The organism is Deltaproteobacteria bacterium, assembly GCA_009692615.1.
Taxonomy (GTDB): domain Bacteria; phylum Desulfobacterota; class Binatia; order UBA9968; family UBA9968; genus DP-20.
On the sequence record SHYW01000038.1, the window covers coordinates 1 to 17,920 of the forward strand.

19 protein-coding genes are annotated in these 17,920 nt (G+C 56.7%); 18 read left to right on the forward strand and 1 reads right to left on the reverse strand.

Annotated elements, in window-relative coordinates:
• Positions 1-313 precede the first annotated feature (313 nt).
• The 6 genes from EXR70_11140 to EXR70_11165 all read left to right on the forward strand — a co-directional run bounded on the left by EXR70_11140 (position 314) and on the right by EXR70_11165 (position 5,756).
• Positions 314-1,021 carry a hypothetical protein gene (locus tag EXR70_11140; GenBank protein MSP39034.1) on the forward strand — a complete coding sequence of 236 codons (708 nt, stop codon included), beginning with the start codon at positions 314-316 and terminating at the stop codon, positions 1,019-1,021.
• The gene (locus EXR70_11145; protein ID MSP39035.1) at positions 897-2,054 is read left to right on the forward strand and encodes a cupin domain-containing protein; all 1,158 of its coding nucleotides are present in this window, start codon (positions 897-899) and stop codon (positions 2,052-2,054) included. Before EXR70_11140 ends, EXR70_11145 begins: the two co-directional genes overlap by 125 nt.
• A gap of 45 nt (positions 2,055-2,099) precedes the next feature.
• Positions 2,100-3,104 carry an ABC transporter substrate-binding protein gene (locus EXR70_11150; GenBank protein MSP39036.1) on the forward strand — a complete coding sequence of 335 codons (1,005 nt, stop codon included), beginning with the start codon at positions 2,100-2,102 and terminating at the stop codon, positions 3,102-3,104.
• 27 nt (positions 3,105-3,131) lie between these two features.
• Entirely contained in the window at positions 3,132-4,616 is a 1,485-nt protein-coding gene (locus tag EXR70_11155) for a UbiD family decarboxylase (protein MSP39037.1), read from the forward strand.
• A gap of 367 nt (positions 4,617-4,983) precedes the next feature.
• Positions 4,984-5,205 carry a DNA-binding protein gene (locus tag EXR70_11160; GenBank protein MSP39038.1) on the forward strand — a complete coding sequence of 74 codons (222 nt, stop codon included), beginning with the start codon at positions 4,984-4,986 and terminating at the stop codon, positions 5,203-5,205.
• A gap of 32 nt (positions 5,206-5,237) precedes the next feature.
• Positions 5,238-5,756, forward strand: coding sequence for a hypothetical protein (locus EXR70_11165; protein MSP39039.1), 519 nt, complete (start codon positions 5,238-5,240; stop codon positions 5,754-5,756).
• A gap of 87 nt (positions 5,757-5,843) precedes the next feature.
• Here EXR70_11165 and EXR70_11170 read toward each other — a convergent pair whose 3' ends face one another.
• Positions 5,844-6,596: a class II aldolase/adducin family protein gene (locus EXR70_11170; GenBank protein MSP39040.1), complete on the reverse strand. Its 753-nt coding sequence runs from the start codon at positions 6,594-6,596 to the stop codon at positions 5,844-5,846.
• A 268-nt stretch (positions 6,597-6,864) separates the two neighbouring features.
• Between EXR70_11170 and EXR70_11175 the strand changes: the two genes are divergently transcribed.
• The 12 genes from EXR70_11175 to EXR70_11230 all read left to right on the forward strand — a co-directional run bounded on the left by EXR70_11175 (position 6,865) and on the right by EXR70_11230 (position 17,908).
• Complete coding sequence (locus EXR70_11175) at positions 6,865-7,530, forward strand: GntR family transcriptional regulator (GenBank protein ID MSP39041.1); 666 nt, start codon at positions 6,865-6,867, stop codon at positions 7,528-7,530.
• Positions 7,531-7,904: 374 nt separating this feature from the next.
• Positions 7,905-8,459 carry an OsmC family peroxiredoxin gene (locus EXR70_11180; GenBank protein MSP39042.1) on the forward strand — a complete coding sequence of 185 codons (555 nt, stop codon included), beginning with the start codon at positions 7,905-7,907 and terminating at the stop codon, positions 8,457-8,459.
• Positions 8,460-9,326, forward strand: a complete 867-nt coding sequence (locus EXR70_11185) for a UbiD family decarboxylase (protein ID MSP39043.1) — start codon at positions 8,460-8,462, stop codon at positions 9,324-9,326.
• Positions 9,327-9,329: 3 nt separating this feature from the next.
• On the forward strand, positions 9,330-9,869 hold the full coding sequence (locus tag EXR70_11190) for a hypothetical protein (GenBank protein ID MSP39044.1): 540 nt from the start codon (positions 9,330-9,332) through the stop codon (positions 9,867-9,869).
• A gap of 162 nt (positions 9,870-10,031) precedes the next feature.
• Entirely contained in the window at positions 10,032-11,090 is a 1,059-nt protein-coding gene (locus EXR70_11195; protein MSP39045.1) for a hypothetical protein, read from the forward strand.
• Between the two features lie 289 nt (positions 11,091-11,379).
• Positions 11,380-12,516, forward strand: a complete 1,137-nt coding sequence (locus EXR70_11200) for a xanthine dehydrogenase family protein molybdopterin-binding subunit (protein MSP39046.1) — start codon at positions 11,380-11,382, stop codon at positions 12,514-12,516.
• Positions 12,402-13,619, forward strand: coding sequence for a hypothetical protein (locus tag EXR70_11205; protein ID MSP39047.1), 1,218 nt, complete (start codon positions 12,402-12,404; stop codon positions 13,617-13,619). Before EXR70_11200 ends, EXR70_11205 begins: the two co-directional genes overlap by 115 nt.
• A gap of 4 nt (positions 13,620-13,623) precedes the next feature.
• A complete protein-coding gene (locus EXR70_11210; GenBank protein MSP39048.1) occupies positions 13,624-14,100 on the forward strand; it encodes a (2Fe-2S)-binding protein in 477 nt (158 codons plus the stop codon).
• Positions 14,101-14,149: 49 nt separating this feature from the next.
• Positions 14,150-14,833: an MBL fold metallo-hydrolase gene (locus tag EXR70_11215; GenBank protein ID MSP39049.1), complete on the forward strand. Its 684-nt coding sequence runs from the start codon at positions 14,150-14,152 to the stop codon at positions 14,831-14,833.
• A gap of 51 nt (positions 14,834-14,884) precedes the next feature.
• The gene (locus EXR70_11220) at positions 14,885-15,913 is read left to right on the forward strand and encodes an ABC transporter substrate-binding protein (GenBank protein ID MSP39050.1); all 1,029 of its coding nucleotides are present in this window, start codon (positions 14,885-14,887) and stop codon (positions 15,911-15,913) included.
• The gene (locus tag EXR70_11225; protein ID MSP39051.1) at positions 15,910-16,797 is read left to right on the forward strand and encodes a xanthine dehydrogenase family protein subunit M; all 888 of its coding nucleotides are present in this window, start codon (positions 15,910-15,912) and stop codon (positions 16,795-16,797) included. The genes EXR70_11220 and EXR70_11225 overlap by 4 nt, the downstream gene beginning before the upstream one ends.
• Before the next feature lie 37 nt (positions 16,798-16,834).
• Complete coding sequence (locus EXR70_11230; GenBank protein MSP39052.1) at positions 16,835-17,908, forward strand: ABC transporter substrate-binding protein; 1,074 nt, start codon at positions 16,835-16,837, stop codon at positions 17,906-17,908.
• Positions 17,909-17,920 lie beyond the last annotated feature (12 nt).

The window sequence follows — 17,920 nt, forward strand, 5'->3', positions numbered from 1 at the left end:
TTGCCGTTCGCTCACTCCCATCACCCGTGCGGCCTCAACCACGGTGATCTCGCTGCGATATACTCGTTGAATTACGTCTAGTCGTTTCTCGTCTTTCATTGTCAGGGTTGTCATCCTTCCACCCTGACATAATTACGTTGCCGTTAACCTCTGACATAATCACTTTGCTACAACACGGCGGCCTAATCTGCTTGACAATTTATCGGTGGATTGATTACGTCTATAAAAGTCGAGCGCGAGCCGGATATTCGAATCGTTTGCATGGATGGCGCTTCGTCATGCAGGCAGTGACATATAGAAGGAAGGAATTTTTATGAAACCACAAGAATGGCGGCAACAGTTAGGCGAGTGCGTGCGTGACCTGTTTCGTTCGCCGGAGATGACGCAGTTTTATTCGGTCAAGCTGACCCAGAAGCGGGCGCAGATTTATCTTTTGCAGTTGAGTCTCTATGTCCGCAAGCGGCGCGACTTTTGGCCGCAAGTGGCCGCCAATTGTCCGGAGTTCGACGTCAAGCAGCGTATCATGTCCCATGAATATGAAGAGCTGATCGAGGATGAGCACTCGAAGCATGGCCACTTGGATCTGATCTTTCGCCAGGGCAAAGAGGTCGGCTTGAGCGTCGACGATATCCTCGGCGCCGAACCGCTGCCGACGACCACAGCGGCGGTCTACGCTTGGTGGTGGATCGCGCGCACGCGCAGTTGGCAAGAAGCCGTAGCGGCGTCGACCATCGCCGAATGGACCAATGACGACCGTTTGCTCGGCGATCTGGGCGGCGGCAATTGCACACGGCTGTACAAAAATTGGAAGGGCGATTTGAATTTCACCGACGCTCAGATGCCGAACTTCACCGCGCACGCCAAGGCCGACGTGAAGCATTCAGACATGTTCATCGATGTCTTGGAAAAGTATGTCGTGCCGGGACGCGAACAAGACGTGCTCACCACCGCGAAAGAATCCATGGACATTCACCGCGCCTATTTCGGCGGCATGGCCCAGGCGATGGAAAAAGTTAACTAGATCTTTCGCATTAGCATTGCCAAGGGAGCGCCGGATGAAACTCGAAGAGCTCGATAGCCAACTGGAAAAAAACCAACTCTCCGGTTTCTGGCGCACCCGCGTGCCGTCGCATTCGTCGGAAGCGCCGTATCTGTGGAAATGGGAAGCGCTGCTCGATGGCTTGCTCAAGGCGAGCGAGACCATCGGCATGGAGCAGGCGGAGCGCCGGGCGATTCGCTTGGTCAGTCCGCACCTGGAGATTAAATCCACGTCGCACACGCTGCAGATTACTTTCTCGATCGTCAATCCTGGCGAGGTCGCCAAGGCGCATCGCCACAACATGGCGGCGATCCGCTTTGTCGTGCAGGGCAAAGGCGCCTACACGGCGGTGGACGGCGAAAAATTCTACATGGAAGAGGGCGATCTGATTCTAACGCCCAATTGGAGTTGGCACGATCATCACAACGAGTCGGAGGATCCGATCATCTGGCTCGACGGCTTGGACGGGCCGCTGATTCAATCCCTCAACGTGTTGTTCTTCGAAGACTTAGAAAAGCCAGAGCAGGAGATTACCCGGCAGACCGGCGAATCGCTCAGCCGTCTCGGTTTCGCGCGCACGCCGAAACCGACCGAGAATTTTCGCCGCGGCGTGCCATTTCGGTATTCTTTCAAGGACACCTATAAGGCGCTCAAGGCGATGGGCCCGGCCGATCGCGATCCGTACGACGGGACGTTGCTGCGTTACATCAATCCCGCCACCGGCGGTTATACCTATCCAACCATGTCCTGCGAGATCCAGCTGTTCAACGCCAAAGAGACGACGCAAACGCACCGCCACACCAGCTCGGCACTCTATCACGTCGTTAAAGGCCAGGGGCGCAGCAAAGTCGGCGACAGCTATTTGGAATGGAAGAAGGGCGACAGTTTCGTGATCCCGCTCTGGCAATGGCATTCACACGAAAACCTCGGCAACGACGAAGCGATGCTTTTTTCCATGAGCGATCGGCCGGTGATGGAAGCGTTGCAACTATATCGCGAAGAGGCCGGCGGTTAGCTTCTCGCAGAATTCTCGTGCTTAAATTTCTTTTCTGAGATACTTATGGCCGCAAACGAAAAAATTCGCCTTGCCAGCCGCGCCTATGACGGTACGCTGCCGATCCTGCGCGGGCAGATGGCGATTCCCGGATTCGACTTCGAAATTACCGAGACCGAAGATGTGCCGGGCATGTTCGCCGGTATGTACAAAGGACAGTACGATGTTTCCGAGATGTCGCTGGGCGAATTGATCTCTTATACTTCACGCGGCAAAGCTGACTTTATCGCCATTCCGGTTTTTCCTTCGCGGATGTTTCGTCATGGTTTTATTTTTTGCCGCAAGGATTCGGGCATCGACCAGCCGGCTGATTTGAACGGCCGCAAGATCGGTTTTCTCCGCTGGGTGCAAACCGCGGCGATCTGGATGCGCGGCATGCTGGTCGATTCCTACGGCGTGTCGGCCAAAGATTCCGAGTGGCATGTGGCGTCGATGCACCACTGGGACGATCACGATCCCGGCGCCACGGTGGTGTCGCGCGACGGTTCGGCGATCCGCATGATCGAAAACCGCGGCAAGAACACTTCCGAGCGCGCTTGCTTTGCCTTGTTCGACGGCCAAGTGGACGCTCTCGGCGTCACTGAATCGCAGCTGCCGACGCTCCTCGCCAATAAAAGTGTTCGACGGCTGTTCGAAAATCCTCAGCAAGTGGAAGCGCGTTATTTTCGCGACACGAAAATTTTGCCGATCATGCATGTGTTGGCGATACAGAAAAATCTCATTGAGCGCCATCCCGAGCTGCCGACGCAGCTGTTTCAACTTTATGTCGAAGCCAAGCGCTGGGCCCAACGCTGGCGCCGGGCGATTCCGAGTTTGGTCGAGGCTTGGCCCAATCAGTATCTCGACGACGAACGGGAAGTTTTTCAAAGCGATCCTTGGGCCTATGGCTTAGCGGCGAACCGCCATGTGCTCGATAAGTTTTTTGCCTATTGTCACGGGCAGGGAATTTCCGGCCGAGAGATCGCACCGGAAGAAATTTTCCATCCCAGCACCCACAATTTAACTGAGTAACTTGCCGCGATTTCGAAGGGAGTTTCCATGGCGACCGCAACCCAAACGAATGTGACCCAAAGCGTCGATCTGCGCGACTGGCTCAAAGAGGTCAAACGGCTGGAGCAATTCGAACAGATTTCCGGCGCCCACTGGGATTTGGAGCTCGGCGCGTTGACCGAAATCATTCTCGAAAGAAATCCCACGCCGCCGGCGGTGATGTTCGACAACGTGCCGGGCTTCGATCCCAACCGCCGAGTGCTGGTCAACATGCTGGAAACCTTGGAGCGCACGGCGCTGACGCTCAACCTGCCGTTGGATTTGAAAACTATTCCGTTAATCGACGCGCTGCGCGCCAAGCTGCGCGCCATGCAGCCGATTCCCGCCAACGTGGTTAAGACCGGTCCGGTGTTCGAGAACGTCGCGCACGGAGATGAGATCGACTTGACGAAGTTTCCCGTGCCCCGCTGGCACGCCGGCGACGGCGGTCGCTATCTCGGTACGGCGCACTTGGTGGTGACCCGCGATCCGGAAACCGCGGTGGAAAATATCGGCTGCTACCGGGTCATGCTGCAGGACAAGGACAAAGTCGGTTTGTACATCTCGCCGGGAAAACACGGCAAGATTCATTACGAGAAGGCGATGAAGGAGGGCAAGCCGTTTCCGGTGGCGATGGCCTTTGGCCAGCATCCGCTGCTTTACATCGCCGCGTCTCAAGCCGTGCCGTTCGGCGTCAATGAATACGATTGGGCTGGTGGACTCATTGGCCAAGCGATCGATGTCATCGAAGGTCCGGTGACTGGCTTACACTTTCCGGCCAACTCGGAGATCGTCATCGAAGGCGAAATCATTCCCGGCGAATCGATGCAGGAAGGGCCCTTCGGCGAGTGGCCGGGTTATTACGCCAGCGCGCGCCGCGCCGAGCCGTTCGTGCGCGTTAAGGCTCTCTATTATCGCAACGATCCGATCATCACCGGCGCGGCGCCGTTCAAACCGACGATTCACGGCATGTATCGTTCTTGTTTGCGCGCGGCGACGGTTTGGAACGGCATGGAGCAAGCCGGTGTCCCCGATATTAAAGGCGTCTATTTACCGCCGCCGGCGCAGCGCTTTATGATCGCCGTGGCGATCAAGCAGCGCTATCCCGGCCACGCCAAGCAAGCGGCGTTGGTGGCCTGTCAATGCCACGCCGGCGCTTATCTCGGCCGCTACGTGGTCGTCGTCGACGACGACATCGACATCACCGACACCAACGAGATCCTCTGGGCGATCTGCACTCGTTCCGATCCGGAAACCTCGGTCGATATTTTGCGCCGTTGTTGGAGCGGGCCGTTGGATCCGATCATTCAGCCTGGGCAAAAGGGTTTTAACTCGCGCATGATCATCGAAGCGGTGCGGCCTTGGGAATGGCGCGATAAATTTCCCGCCACCAGCGCGATCACCGATGAGACGCGCAACCAGTACGCGACCAAATGGCGTCGCCAACTGGAGCAAGTCCAGGCGCGCCATAGCGTCACGCGCGGGCGCGAATAGTTTTTTCCGCCAGTAATCTGTCAAAGGTTTGACAGTGTCTTCGCCATGGATATTGTCTTTGGCGAAGCTCGTAAGGTAGTTTTCTTATCGATTAATTCAACCTGGCGATTGTGCCAGTATTTTTTGTTGGCGACACACATGGTTGGCCGTAAACCGTATTAATTGGCCAATTTTGTCCGCGCACAGTATAGGCTCGCGCTTCTGTGTCGTTGCTTACATTTCTTCGCGTCACGAGGGATATCTTTGGAAAATTGGGGTCTTAACCAGTGTCGTTAGGCGGTAGAGCCAGTTGGCACGAGACGTGCTCATTCTTAGCCACTGGTGAGTTGTCACAGGCGATTTAAATCATAGTAAGGAGAACCGTCGAATGGAAGAGATCATGACCCCCTCAGAAGTTGCATCGTTGCTGAAGATTCATTTGAAGACCGTGTATAAGCTCGCTGAGAAAGGCGTTATCCCCGGTAATCGGATTGGACGCAGCTGGCGTTTTAGCCGCGGCGATGTCTTGGAGTTGGTTTCGAGCAAAGCAATGAGCTTATCGGACAACGGCGAGAACGATCTGCGTGCCGTGGCGAATGGGGGCAAATAGGCCTGGTTCACGAGAAGGCTGGTAGGTTGACGATGGATTTCGACCCCATCAAGCAACTACAGAGCCTCTTGGAGGATCGCGGTAAAGTGCTGGAAAAAATTTCCAGCATCCATTCCGCGTTGGGTTCAGTGACCGCGCCGCCCGCGGCCGTGCCGGAGCCACCGCCCGACGAAGCGACGCCGCCCAATCAAGATCTCGTCTATGGCCGGTTGCTGCAGGCCTTGGGCGATATGCAAGTGCAGATCGAACAGCGCGTGCGGCCGATGGCGCAACAAGTCGTCGATGCTCAGGTAGCGCAGTTACGCGAACAGTCCGGTTACGATCATGGCGCGTTGCAGCAATGCTTAGCAAAGATCGATCAGTGCATTTTAACTTGTCTGGATCGTGTCGACGAATACCAGACCAAGCGTTCGTCGTTGATCGCCGTCAATACGCGCCTGAGCGCGCTCGGCGCTCTACCCGAGGCGCTGCCTGAAGAATTGAAAACTCTGGATCTTAACGAGGCCATTCGCTCCCGTATCGAATCGTTGGCGCAACGTCGTCGGCTTTAGCCATTTAATCCCGTCAATCAACGGAAATCATTCTTGCACTTTTCGTACGACCGCCAGCCGGTGAGGCACTGGCGCGCTCGCTCACGATTATTTTTTCCCGAGCAATTTTTTGAAGTAGCGCCAGTCCGGGTGCTCGGTCTTGGTGGAGACTTGGCTGCGTCCAGGATTGGCTTTCCATCGTTGGCGGTATTCTTCGATGTCGATCGCCGGAATCGGTTTGGGCTGGCCGATGGCGTAGGCCAGGTAGTTCAAGCGCGCCAGCTCAAAAAGATTGAGCGTGGTGAGCGTCACCTCTTCGACGCTCCGGCCCGCGGTGGTGACGCCGTGGCCGATCAACAGGCAAGCGTTTTTGTCGCCCATGACCTTGATAAAATCATTACCCAAGGCGTCGTCGACGATTGTGATACTGCGCGGGTAGAGCGGAATACCTTCGAGCAACAACTTTAATCCTGGCGGATTGTAGGCGGCGTAGATCGGTAGCAGCGGTTTTTCGCTGGCGGTCAAGGCGACCACCCAGTCGGGATGGGCGTGGATGACGCTCATGACTTCGGGCCGGGCGCGATAAACCGCCAGATGCATGGCGGTTTCATGGGGCGCGTCGAGACCGTTCGAGGCCTGCAAGACATTGCCGCAGATGTCGATGGTGATAATGTCCTTCTCGCGGGTAAACTCCAGCGCTTCTTCGTTGACGCCTTTCGATTTGATGAGAATCTTGTCCGTGCCCGGGATGCGCGCGCTGACGTGGCCGAAGGAGCCGCGGGTCACGCCGCGATCGCCCAGGATACGGCAGAGTACATTACTTTTTTCCGCAGTTGCCGCACGGTTTCGCGTTGGTTTGATTTTGCCATTTTCTCGCCCCTTAGTTTTTTATTACTATTTCAAGCCGCGAACCGCCGCGTCGAGAATTTGGCTCCATCCTGGTTCAGTGAAGGATAACCAGAGCAACGCTGCGAGGCTTGCGCAGATTCGCGTCCTATCGGTAGGCCGTGAAAAAAATCATCGGACAAAAGAATGATTTGATAATTTATAAATTCTTTACTATGTAACGCAGTACGGTTGTGCGAGGCAAGTTGATTTTGTTCAACGCGCCGCTGGGAAAGGCATCATTGTGGAGTATCTGAGTTTGGCGGACATCGCCTACAAAAAAATTAAAGCGGCGATCCGCAAACGTGAAATCGTCCCAGGCGAACGTTTGTCGCACGACGAGTTGGTGCTGCGGTTAAAAATCAACCAGACGCTAATCCGCGAGGCGCTGTCGCGTTTGGTCCAAGAAGGATTCGTGATCCGGCTCAACGAGAGCCACTATCGGGTTAGCGAGGTGACCGCGGAGGAAGTGGTCGAGCTTTTCGAATTGCGCGAAACCCTCGAAGCGCGCTGTGTCGAGGGTGCGATTCAGCGCATGACGCCGGACGGCATCGCCGAATTGGAGCGCAGCGTGAAAAGCTCGCGCCAGTCGATTACCAAAAACCGGGCGTTGGTCGATCGCTACATCATCAACAAAGACTTTCATCTTGCTTTGGCGCAACTCGCCGGCAACCGCGCGGTGTGGCGGGTGTTGGACGACGTTTGCGAGAAACTGGTGCTCAAGCGGCGCATCGAGGGCGTCACCCACGGCGGTTTTTCGGTGTTGCGCCATCACCGGGATATTCTTCGGGCGATCAAAGTGCAAGATACGCTCAAAGCGCAGGAACTCATGAAAGCGCATTTGGACGAGATCAAGTTCACCTTGCTCAAGCAGATCGCCGTGCGCAAACGCGCGGCCCAAGCGAGCTGATTGCTAACGTGGCCCGCTGACGATCGGAATTCTGCTTCGGCGAATTCACCGCAAAGAGCAAAAAACACCTCAGACGATTTCTGCAACTAGAAATTGGCGTGCTACGCCCGATGGTGCCGAGCGGTGGACTTTGCCCGACGAGTTCGAAAACTCCATCAAAAAATCTTTTGTATCGCCGACCGCAAAGTGGCGCGGGACGTCTACGAAACCGAGCTTTGCCGCGATAATCCCAGCGGTATTTTCGAAATCAGAAACACACGTAAGGTGATCGAGCCGGTGCGCGAAACGCGCAAAAAAGTGGTTTGAGTTTTTCTCCGTGTGAAGATAGGTATGAGGCAAAATTAAATTTCTTGCCGTGAAAGTTGGAGGACGCGATGTTCAAAGTCGAAGCCAATCTCAAAGAGATCGCTGCCAAACAGTTGACGCAACGTGCGGCGCGCAAAGAGGGTGCGGCGCGCCGGCCGGTGACTACGGTGAATTGCCAGGCGCTGCATGGTTTGCAGTTTCGCGCCAAGGTGGAAGGACACAGTTTCATCTCCGATGAAGGGGATGAAGCTGGCGGTCACGATGCCGGGCCGGCGCCGCTGCGCTATTTTCTCGCCGGTATGATGATGTGTCATCAAGTATGGTGCGTGAAGAGTTCGGCGGTGGCCGATGTGCAGTTGGATAAGCTCGAAGGTGAGATCTCTGGCTTTGTCGAAGCGGGCGGCAACGAAGGTGGGGTCGAGAAGGAACGGGGCTTCGACTTGATCAAGTATACGGTCACGATTCTCAGCCCGAATCCCGCCGCGGCGGTTCAATCCATCGTCGAAGCGGCCACCAAGCGCTGTCCGGCGTTCGTCTCGGCGTCACGGGCGATTCCCATCGAGGTGACGATCCTGCATAACGAGAAGAATCTCGGCGCGAAAACCTACGACAGGAGAAAGTAAGTGATCTTCACCGACCTCAGACATTACGTTTCGACGCTGGAAAAACTCGGCCAGCTGCAGGTGATCGAGGGCGCCAGCTGCGAGCTGGAGATCGGCGCGATCACCGAGATGGCGACGGCGCGAGCCAATTCGCCGGCGGTGCTGTTCGACTCGATTCAAGGTCATCAAAAAGGTTTTCGTGTGCTGACCAATTTTCTCGCCCACAAAACCCGCGAGCGGATGGTTTACGGCGTCGATGAGAATTTATCCGACTCGGAAGCGGTCAAGTTCTGGAAGAACAAATTAAAGACGGTGGCGCCCATCGAGCCCAAAGAAGTCGCCAGCGGGCCAGTCAAAGAAAATGTCATGCAGGGCGACAGTGTCGATCTGACGAAATTTCCCTGGCCGCGTTGGCACCAACGCGATGGCGGACCCTATATTTGCGCTACCGCGACCGTCACGCGCGATCCCGATTCCGGTTACATCAACGTCGGTTCGTACCGTTACATGTTGCTCGGCAAGAACAAAATTGTCGCGCATATCGGCTCCGGCCATCACGGCGATGTGATCCGAAAAAAATACTGGGCCAAGGGCAAAGCTTGTCCGGTCGCGATCTCTCTCGGCCAGGAGCCGGCGCTGTTTGAAACCGCGGGGACCAATTTAAGCTGGGGCGTTTCCGAATACGGCTTTGCCGGTTGGATGCGCGGCGCGCCGGTGGAAGTGACCAACGGTGTTAGCACCGACTTGCCGATTCCCGCTCATTCCGAAGTCGTGCTCGAAGGCGAGATGTTGCCGCCCGAGGACGGCACGCAGATCGAAGGACCGTTCGGCGAGATGTCGGGCTACTACGGCGGCGGCGCGCGGCCGGCGCCGATCACGGTCATTTAAAGCGTGCTCTATCGCAACGAGCCGATCATTCTCGGCGCGCCGCCGTTTTTGGGCGCCAGCCGCGGCATTCTCTCATCGCGCGGCATTCTCATCTGGAACGAACTCGAAGCACTCGGTATTCCCAACATCATCGGTGTCAATTATTCCTGGGGGATGACGATCATCTCTCTCAAGCAAGCCTATCCCGGACATGCCATGCGCGCGGCCCACGGCGCGTTGGGCGGCACGGCGGGTTATCACGGCCGCTTCGTGATCGTCGTCGACGACGACATCGATCCGTTCGATTTGCACGATATCATGTGGGCGTTGGCGACGCGCTGCGATCCGGAAAGTTCGCTCGATGTCTGCCGGAGAATCTGGAGCTACAAGATCGATCCGCGTTTGTCCAAACAAAAAAAAGAAGCCGGCGATTACACCGGCGCGGTGGCGATCATCGACGCGTGCCGGCCCTATCATTGGATCGACGAATTTCCGCGCACCACCAAGATCGACGAAGAGTTGTTGAAAGCAACCGAAGAGAAGTGGGGCAAGTTTTTTAAGTAGGAGCCGGTCGCGACCGGCCCTGACCGGATTCGGAGAATTAACCGCAAAAAGCGCAAAGGGCGCAAAAAAAATTCAGCTCGCACTTCGTGGTGAATTTGGATTTCGTTTTCAAAGAATGTTGATGGCCCGAGCGGGCCAGATAATTTCCCGGAGGGGCGATTTATGGTGATGGCAGAAAGATACGGCATTCCGTCGACTACAATAATTAGCTTGATGGCCAATTGGCAGGTGCCGTTTCGCAACGTGCAAAAGGGCGATCGCTTGTTGATCATGACCGACGATGCCATGGACCCGATGGTTTGGCAGTCGGCGATGGCGGCGTTGAATGCCCGCGGCGCGGAGGTGACGCTGGCGTTGTACCCGCGCCGTACTTATCACTGCGGCGATCCGTCAGCGATGGCGGTTTCGGCGGCCAAAGAGGCTGATGTCGTCGTCGCGTTGACGACCACGGCGCTCAACAGCGGTACGCCGGGGCTGCGCGCGATTCGCGCCGAAGGCGGCGGCAGCGGACGCACGCCGATCTGGCTGATGGAAGAACTCACCGCGGAAATTATCACCGAAGGCGGCGGCCGCGCGACGGTCGAAGACCTGGAACAGATTTGCGACTTGCAGCGGCGCATCGGCGAGGTCTACGATCATGGCAAGAAAATTCATGTCACTTCGCCGGCCGGCAGCGATTTAGTCGCGGATATTTCCGGCATGCCGCCAGGCTATTTTGCCGAACGATGGCGCAAACTGCCGTTCGAGAGAAACGCTAAAACTGGCAAGCTGGGTGGCGGCACTTGGCCCTTCGGCGAAATTCATATCGAACCGGTGCCGGGAACCGCCAACGGCAAAATCGTCTGGGATACGACATCGCATTATCCCTCGGGGCTGTGGCGCGATCCGGTGACCTTGACGATCAAGAACGGTAAGGTGACGGCCATCGATGGCGGCTCGGAGGCGGATCAGGTGCGCTGGTATCTTGAGACTTACAGCGACGAAGTTTCCTGGTTGGTCGGCGGCGAAATCGCCGTCGGCACCAATCATCGCTGCTGGGCGCCCATGGGCTTGATGCGCAATGACAAGAAAGCCTATGGCGCCATGCATTTCGGCATCGGCCACGGCGCCGACCGCGGCCAGGTGAATAGTAAAATGCGCTTAGAGGGAATCGCCCGGCGGGTGACGTTTGTCGTCGACGACAACAAAGTGATCTGCGAGAACGGGCAGTTCAAAGTGTGAGTGTGGTGTCGAATTCGGATTCATTCATCACGAAGACGCGAAGGGCACGAAGTTCGGAAAGGAGAGAAAACTTTTCTTAACTTCGTGTCCTTCGTGCCTTCGTGGTAAAAAAGTCTTTCTCGCAAGGTAGCGATAATCGATTAACGAGCTTGATATAAAATTTATGGAATTTCCGATCAATCCGCCGATTGGCTAACGAGTTAGAAGAAAAGAAACCGAGCGCTTCGTTTCCGGCACCGGCCGCTACGTCGACGATCTGCTGCCGGCGGGAACGCTGCACGTTTCGTTCGTGCGCAGCTCCTGCGCCCATGCGCGGATTAAATTCATCGACGTCGAAGCGGCGCGGACCATGCCCGGCGTGCGCGCGGTTTACACCGGCGCGGACATTGCGCAGCATGTCAAACCGCTGCGCGTCGGCGGCAGTTCGGTGCTGCGGCCGGTGAAGCTCTATCCGCTGGCGGTGGATAAGGTGCGCTATTTTGGCGAGCCGCTTGCGGCGGTGGTCGCCGACGACCGCTATCTCACCGAAGACGCCGTCGACATGGTTTCGGTGCAGTACGAAATGTTGCCGACGTTGGTGGATGTCGAAGCGGCGATGGAACCGGGCGCGGCGTTGGTCCATGAAGAGGCCGGCAGCAACGTCGTTTACAAATATCACTTCGCCACCGACGGTATCGACAATGTTTTTGCCGACGCCGATATTATCATCAAAGAAAAAATCCGCAGCCATCGGATCACCGCTTGTCCCATCGAGCCGCGCGCTTATCTGGCGTCGTTCAATAAAGAAGAAGACAGCTTGACCATGTGGTCGGCGACGGCCAATCCGCACTCGCTGCGCGGCCGCATCGCCGATATTCTTAGCTTCCCCGAAGGCAAGATCCGCGTCATCGCGCCGGATGTCGGCGGATCGTTCGGTGTGAAAATTCAAACCTACCAAGAAGAATTGCTGTTGCCCTATCTGTCGCGGGAATTCGGCCGGCCGGTCAAATGGTGCGAGACCCGGGTCGAACATATGCGCAACGGCCGCCATGGGCGCGATCAGATTCACTACATTGAAATGGCGCTCAAAAACGACGGCACCATGTTGGCGATTCGCGACAAGATCATCGCCGACATGGGCTCGACTTACACCGTCGATCATTCGATTCAAGCGGCGGCGCTGTACATGACCGGCGTTTACCAAATTCAAAACTACGAAGTGAACGCCGTCGGCGTCGCGACCAACAAGACCACCCACGGCTCGCTGCGCGGCATCGGCAAGGCCGACGCTTCTTACATTCTCGAGCGGCTGGTCGACATCGCGGCGCGGCAATTGAAGATCGATCCCATCGACATTCGGATGAAAAATTTTATTCCCAGCGAGGCGTTTCCTATCGCAACGTCACCGGCGCGCTCTACGACAGCGGCCAGTATCATCTGGCGATGAAGCGCACGGCGGAAATGGCGGACTACACTCAACTGCGTAAAGAACAGTTGGAACTGCGCAAGCAAGGAATTTTCCGCGGCATCGGCGTCGCCTTCGTGATGGAGCCGACGAGTTCCAGCCGGATTCATGCCACCGGCGGTTACGCGTCGTGCCGGCTGCGCATCGATCCCTCGGGAGCGGCGACGGTATTTTCCAGCATGGGCGAGCAGGGCCAAGGCCACGAGACGACGCTGGCGCAGATCGTCGCCAGCCAAACCGGCATTCCCTTTGACAAGATCACCGTGATTCACGGCGATACCTTGCCGACGCCCTACGGTTTCGGCACCGGTAGCAGCCGCTCTTCGGTCGTGCTCATGCCGTCGGCGTGGGTGGCGGGTAAACTGATGCGCGACAAAATCCTCGGCATCGCCGCGCGGCAATTAAAAGTAGCGCCGGAGAATTTACAGATCGGCGATGGCAAAGTGTTCGCCAAAGAAAATAGCGAGCAGTCGATCGCGGTGATGGAAATCATTCGCACCGCCTACGGCGCGATTCATTTGCTGCCGGAAAACATGGAGCCGGGTTTGGAAGTGACCGGCTACTTCATCAATCCCAATATCGATTACACGCCGGACGACAAAGGGCGCATGAACACTTTTTCCAGCTATCCCTACGCGGCGGTGATCGCGCTGGTCGATGTCGACATCGAAACCGGCATGATCAAGATCGTCAAGTATTTCACCGTTCATGACTGCGGCAACATGATCAATCCGCAGATCGTCGACACTCAGCAGCAGGGTTCGATCATGCAAGGCATCGGCGCGGCGCTCTACGAAGAGCTGCGCTACGACGAAGACGGTCAACTTTTGTCGTCGACCTTCATGGACTATCGCTTGCCGTCGGCGGAGGAAGTGCCGGAGCTGCACTTGGAACATATCATCACGCCCAATCCGTTCACGCCGCTGGGCGCCAAGGGCGCGGGCGAGACCGGCATGCTCGGACCGCCGCCGGCGTTGTGCAGTGCGGTGGAAGATGCCTTGAGTCCCTTCGGCGTGAAGGTGCGGGAGACGCCGCTGACGCCGGATCGAATTTTGAATCTCATCGAGAAAGCGCAGGCAACGTAAAGCAATGGCCAAGGCAATTTCTTTAACTGTAAACGGCAAACCGTACTCGGGCGAGGTGGAGTCGCGGACACTGCTCGTGCATTTTTTGCGCGACGGGTTGCGTTTGACCGGGACGCACGTCGGCTGCGTGGTCGGACGCTGCGGCGCCTGCACGGTGATGTGGAACGGCACGGCGGTGAAGTCGTGCATGGTTTTCGCCGTGCAAGCCGACGGCGATGAAGTTACCACCGTCGAAGGCTTGGTTCAGGATAAACGATTGCATCCGTTGCAAGAAGCGTTCTGGAAAAACGACGCGGTGGAGTGCGGCTACTGCACGCCGGGCATGTTGATGTCGGCCTACGGTTTATTGAGCAAAGAAAGCAACCCGACGGAGGAGCAAATCAAAAAAGCGATCTCCGGCAATCTGTGCCGTTGCACGGGCTATGGCAATATCGTCGCCGCGATCAAAGAGGTGGCGAGCCACTTCGTGGATTCCAAATGACAAATCTCAAATTTCAAAATTTTGAATCTGGAATCTGAAATTTGTAATTATGAGCGGAGCGAACATGGTGAGCATTCTCAAAGATATTGCCATCGATGGCGTGAAAATTGTGCCCTGCCGCATCGCCATGGGCAATCGCGGCGTGGTTAAATCTTTTCTCGTCGCCGGCGACGATCATCGGGTGATCTTGGTCGACACTGGCGCGTCGGACGCCGACGCTGACATTATAATGGACGCCATCAAGGACATGGATCACAAACATGCGGATTTGAAACTCTGTGTGCTGACCCATCGCCACGGCGATCACACCGGCGGTTTGAAGAAACTCAAAAAGACGCTCAAATTCGAAGTCATGGCCCATGAGCTCGACATGCCGGCGATCCAGCAAGCGACCGGCTACGACGTCGAACATATCGTCCAAGGCGGCGAAAGATTGCCCGACTGCGGCGGCATCAACGTGATTCATACGCCGGGCCATACCGCGGGCCATATCAGTCTGCATCTCCCGCGCATCAAGACCATGATCGCGGGCGACGCGATCGTCAGCGCCGGCGAGCATTTGATGGTATCGCCGACCTATCTGTCCTCCGACCCGCAAGCGGCGCATGAAAGTGTTCGGCGCCTGATTGGTATGAATCTGGATCTGGAGCGGCTGCTGGTGGGGCATGGCGACGATGTTTACTTTGGCGCTAAAGAAAATATCGCGCGCATCTTCGCCGGTCCGCGGCCATAGCTTGTGGAGCTATTTTAAGAGATAAACCGCGGACGCGATTCGGGAAATCTTATGCAGCGAAAATTTATTGCGATTGCTTTGTTTTTGCAGTTTATCAGCCCAGCGGCGTTCGGCGCCGAAGCGCTGAAAAAAATCCGCATCGCCTCCAAAGCGCCAGGCGAATCGCTGGTGCCCTATCTGATTTCTCAGCGTCTGGGTTTTTACCGTGAAGAAGGTTTAGACGTTGACGTGATCGTCACCCGCGGCACGGTGACCACGCAGGTGGTGCTGAGCGGCGCGGTGGACTATGGCAACGGCGGGTCGATTCCAGCGATTCTCGGCGGCGCGCGCTTGAAGATCAGTCAAGTGAGCACCGACAAGCCTTCGCAATACTTAGTCGTCTCGCCCAAGATCACCAACGTTAAACAATTAAACGGCAAGACCATCGCAATCTCCGATGCCTCGGGCAATTCGACATTGCTGTTTCGCGAACTGCTCGGCAAAAACGGCGTCGCCATCGAAACGGTACAGATGCGCGCCCTGGGCGAACCGTCGGTGCGCTTCGGCGCCATGCTTTCCGGCACGGTGGACGCGACGATGATCTCCATTGCCATGGCCAAACAGCTTCAGGCCAAGGGCTTTCGTATTCTCGCCTACAGCGGCGATTACGTTTCGTCCCTCAGCGCCAATCTGGAAACCGCCGATGACAAACGTCAAAACGCGCCGGAGGAGGTTTATCGCGTCGTCAAATCGACCCTCAAAGGACATATGTATTTCCATCGCAACGTCAATGAGTCGGTGAAATTTTTAATGGAGGTTCTGCGGCTCAAAGATTTCAACGAGGCGAAAGAAATTTGGCGCGAGCGCGACAAGCAGGTTTCCGAGCTCGCCGCCATCGGCCGGGCGAGCGAAGAAGTGATGACTTCCAACATCGAGCGCGTGCAGGTGCAGATGAAAGCGGTGGGCGCGCCGAGCCGGATCAAGACTCCGGTGACCCTCGATCAGGTTTACGATTTTAGCTTCGTCAAAAAAGCTTACGAGGAACTGCGCGCCAGCAAGTGGGACCCGATGCGCTACGAGTACAGCAAGAAAGCGATGTGACCATGTATCCAGCGAGTTTTGAATATTTACGGCCGAGGGGCGTGGCCGAAGCGCTGGCGCTGTTGCGCCAGCATGGCGACGACGCGAAAATTTTAGCCGGCGGCCAGAGTTTGGTGCCGATGATGAAACTGCGCGTGGCGCGGCCGAAATATTTGATCGACATTCATCGCATTAGCGATTTGAGCTACATCCGCGAGGATGCGGGCGTGCTTCGTATCGGTGCGATGACGCGCCATATCGAAATCGAAGAGTCGGCGCTGGTAAAAAATACTTTGCCCATGCTCGCCGAGGCGGCGAGCGAGATCGGCGACGCGCAGGTGCGCAACCGCGGCACCATCGGCGGCGGCTTGGCCGAGGCCGATCCGTGCGGCGATTACGGCGCGGCGGCGTTGGCGCTCAATGGTCAGTTGAAATGCCTCAGCCCGCGCGGCGAGCGCATGATTCCCGCCGCGGAATTTTTCACTTTCGCGTACAGCACGGTATTGGCGTTTGATGAAATTCTCACCGAAGTGATTTTGCCGTTGCCGGACCAGTGCAGCGCGGGAGTTTACGTGAAGCTCGAACGGGTCGCCGGCGACTTCGCCATCGCCAGCGCCGCGGTGCAGTTGAGTCTGGATAAACGCGGCGCATGCAGCGCCATCGGCATTGGCGTCACCGGCGGCCATTCGGTGCCGACCAAAGGCGTTGCCGTCGAAGCGTTACTGCGCGGCAAAAAAATTACCCGAGAGCTGATCGAGCAGGCGGGCGCCTTGATTCAACAAGGCACCGAGCCCATCGAAGACATGCGCGGCTCGGCGGCCTACAAAACCAAAGCGCTCGGCGCGATCTTGCGCCGTTCGATCGCCGAAGCGCTGCGTCGGGCAGAGGCGAAGCGGTCGACGTAAACGGGCAGAAAGTTTTTTTGGCGGGTTGTCAGCTTACATGAGAGGAGTCTTCACCACGAAGGTCACGAAGGACACGAAGGTTTCGGATAATTGGAACTCCGAACTTCGTGTCCTTCGTGCCTTCGTGGTGAATTCGACTTTGTTCATTCTTGCCTCGCTCGGCACTGCGTCATATGCCACGCAGACGGCGGCGCCGCTCGCCAACGTTACCATCGCTTACACTTCGGTTTCGCCGCAGTACGCGCCGGTGTGGATCGCCAAGGAGGCGGGCTTGTTCAGAAAGAACGGTGTCAATGCCCAGCTGGTTTACATGCGCGGTGGGATCATCGCCACTCAGGCGTTGGTGAGCAATGACGTGCAGTTCATCAATGCCGGCGGCGGCGGAGTGGTCGATGCGATGCTCGGCGGCGCGGATATTTTCATCGTCGCCAGTCCGATCAATCAAGAGCCGCAGGTGTTGGTGGCGCGCCGCGAAATAAATGATATCGCCCAGCTCAAAGGCAAAAAGTTAGCGGTCAACAGTCTTGCCGGTCCGGCGATGTTGTCGCTGAAGATGATTCTCGCCGCCGCCGGCCTTGACCCCGAGCGCGATGTCAGCTACCTAGCCACCGGTCCGAGCGGCAGCCGTTTCGGCGCGCTGCAATTAGGCCAGGTGGACGCGACCCCGTTGGCACCGCCGTTTACTTTGGCGGCGCGCAAAGCCGGTTACACATTTTTCGAAAATATTCCGGCCATGAAAGATTCGGAATTACCCAACGGGGCGCTGATCACCAGCAGAAAATATTTCGACGCCGAGCCGACGGTGAGCGAGGCGGTGATCAAGTCGGTGATCGAAGGGATTCATTTCTACAAGAGCGAGCGCGTCAAAACCACGGCGATCATGAAAAAATATATGCAGCTGGAAAACGCCGAAGAGCTGCTGGAGACTTACAATTTCTACGTCAAACTGCTCGCCGAAAAACCCTATCCTTCGGCCAAGGGCATTCAGACGATTCTCGATTGGTCGAAACGGGCGGATGCCAAAAAGGCCAGCCCGGCGCAGTTCATTCAGACCAAGGTTATCGAAAAGTTGGACAAGCAAGGATTTATCGACGGACTGTATCGGCGTTAAGGCCGAGTGAAA

Coding starts and splice junctions, on each gene's coding strand:
- EXR70_11140 (MSP39034.1), top strand. CDS start 314: ATGAAACCACAAGAATGGCGGCAACAGTTAGGCGAGTGCGTGCGTGAC.
- EXR70_11145 (MSP39035.1), top strand. CDS start 897: ATGTCTTGGAAAAGTATGTCGTGCCGGGACGCGAACAAGACGTGCTCA.
- EXR70_11150 (MSP39036.1), top strand. CDS start 2,100: ATGGCCGCAAACGAAAAAATTCGCCTTGCCAGCCGCGCCTATGACGGT.
- EXR70_11155 (MSP39037.1), top strand. CDS start 3,132: ATGGCGACCGCAACCCAAACGAATGTGACCCAAAGCGTCGATCTGCGC.
- EXR70_11160 (MSP39038.1), top strand. CDS start 4,984: ATGGAAGAGATCATGACCCCCTCAGAAGTTGCATCGTTGCTGAAGATT.
- EXR70_11165 (MSP39039.1), top strand. CDS start 5,238: ATGGATTTCGACCCCATCAAGCAACTACAGAGCCTCTTGGAGGATCGC.
- EXR70_11180 (MSP39042.1), top strand. CDS start 7,905: ATGTTCAAAGTCGAAGCCAATCTCAAAGAGATCGCTGCCAAACAGTTG.
- EXR70_11195 (MSP39045.1), top strand. CDS start 10,032: ATGGTGATGGCAGAAAGATACGGCATTCCGTCGACTACAATAATTAGC.
- EXR70_11210 (MSP39048.1), top strand. CDS start 13,624: ATGGCCAAGGCAATTTCTTTAACTGTAAACGGCAAACCGTACTCGGGC.
- EXR70_11215 (MSP39049.1), top strand. CDS start 14,150: ATGAGCGGAGCGAACATGGTGAGCATTCTCAAAGATATTGCCATCGAT.
- EXR70_11220 (MSP39050.1), top strand. CDS start 14,885: ATGCAGCGAAAATTTATTGCGATTGCTTTGTTTTTGCAGTTTATCAGC.
- EXR70_11230 (MSP39052.1), top strand. CDS start 16,835: ATGAGAGGAGTCTTCACCACGAAGGTCACGAAGGACACGAAGGTTTCG.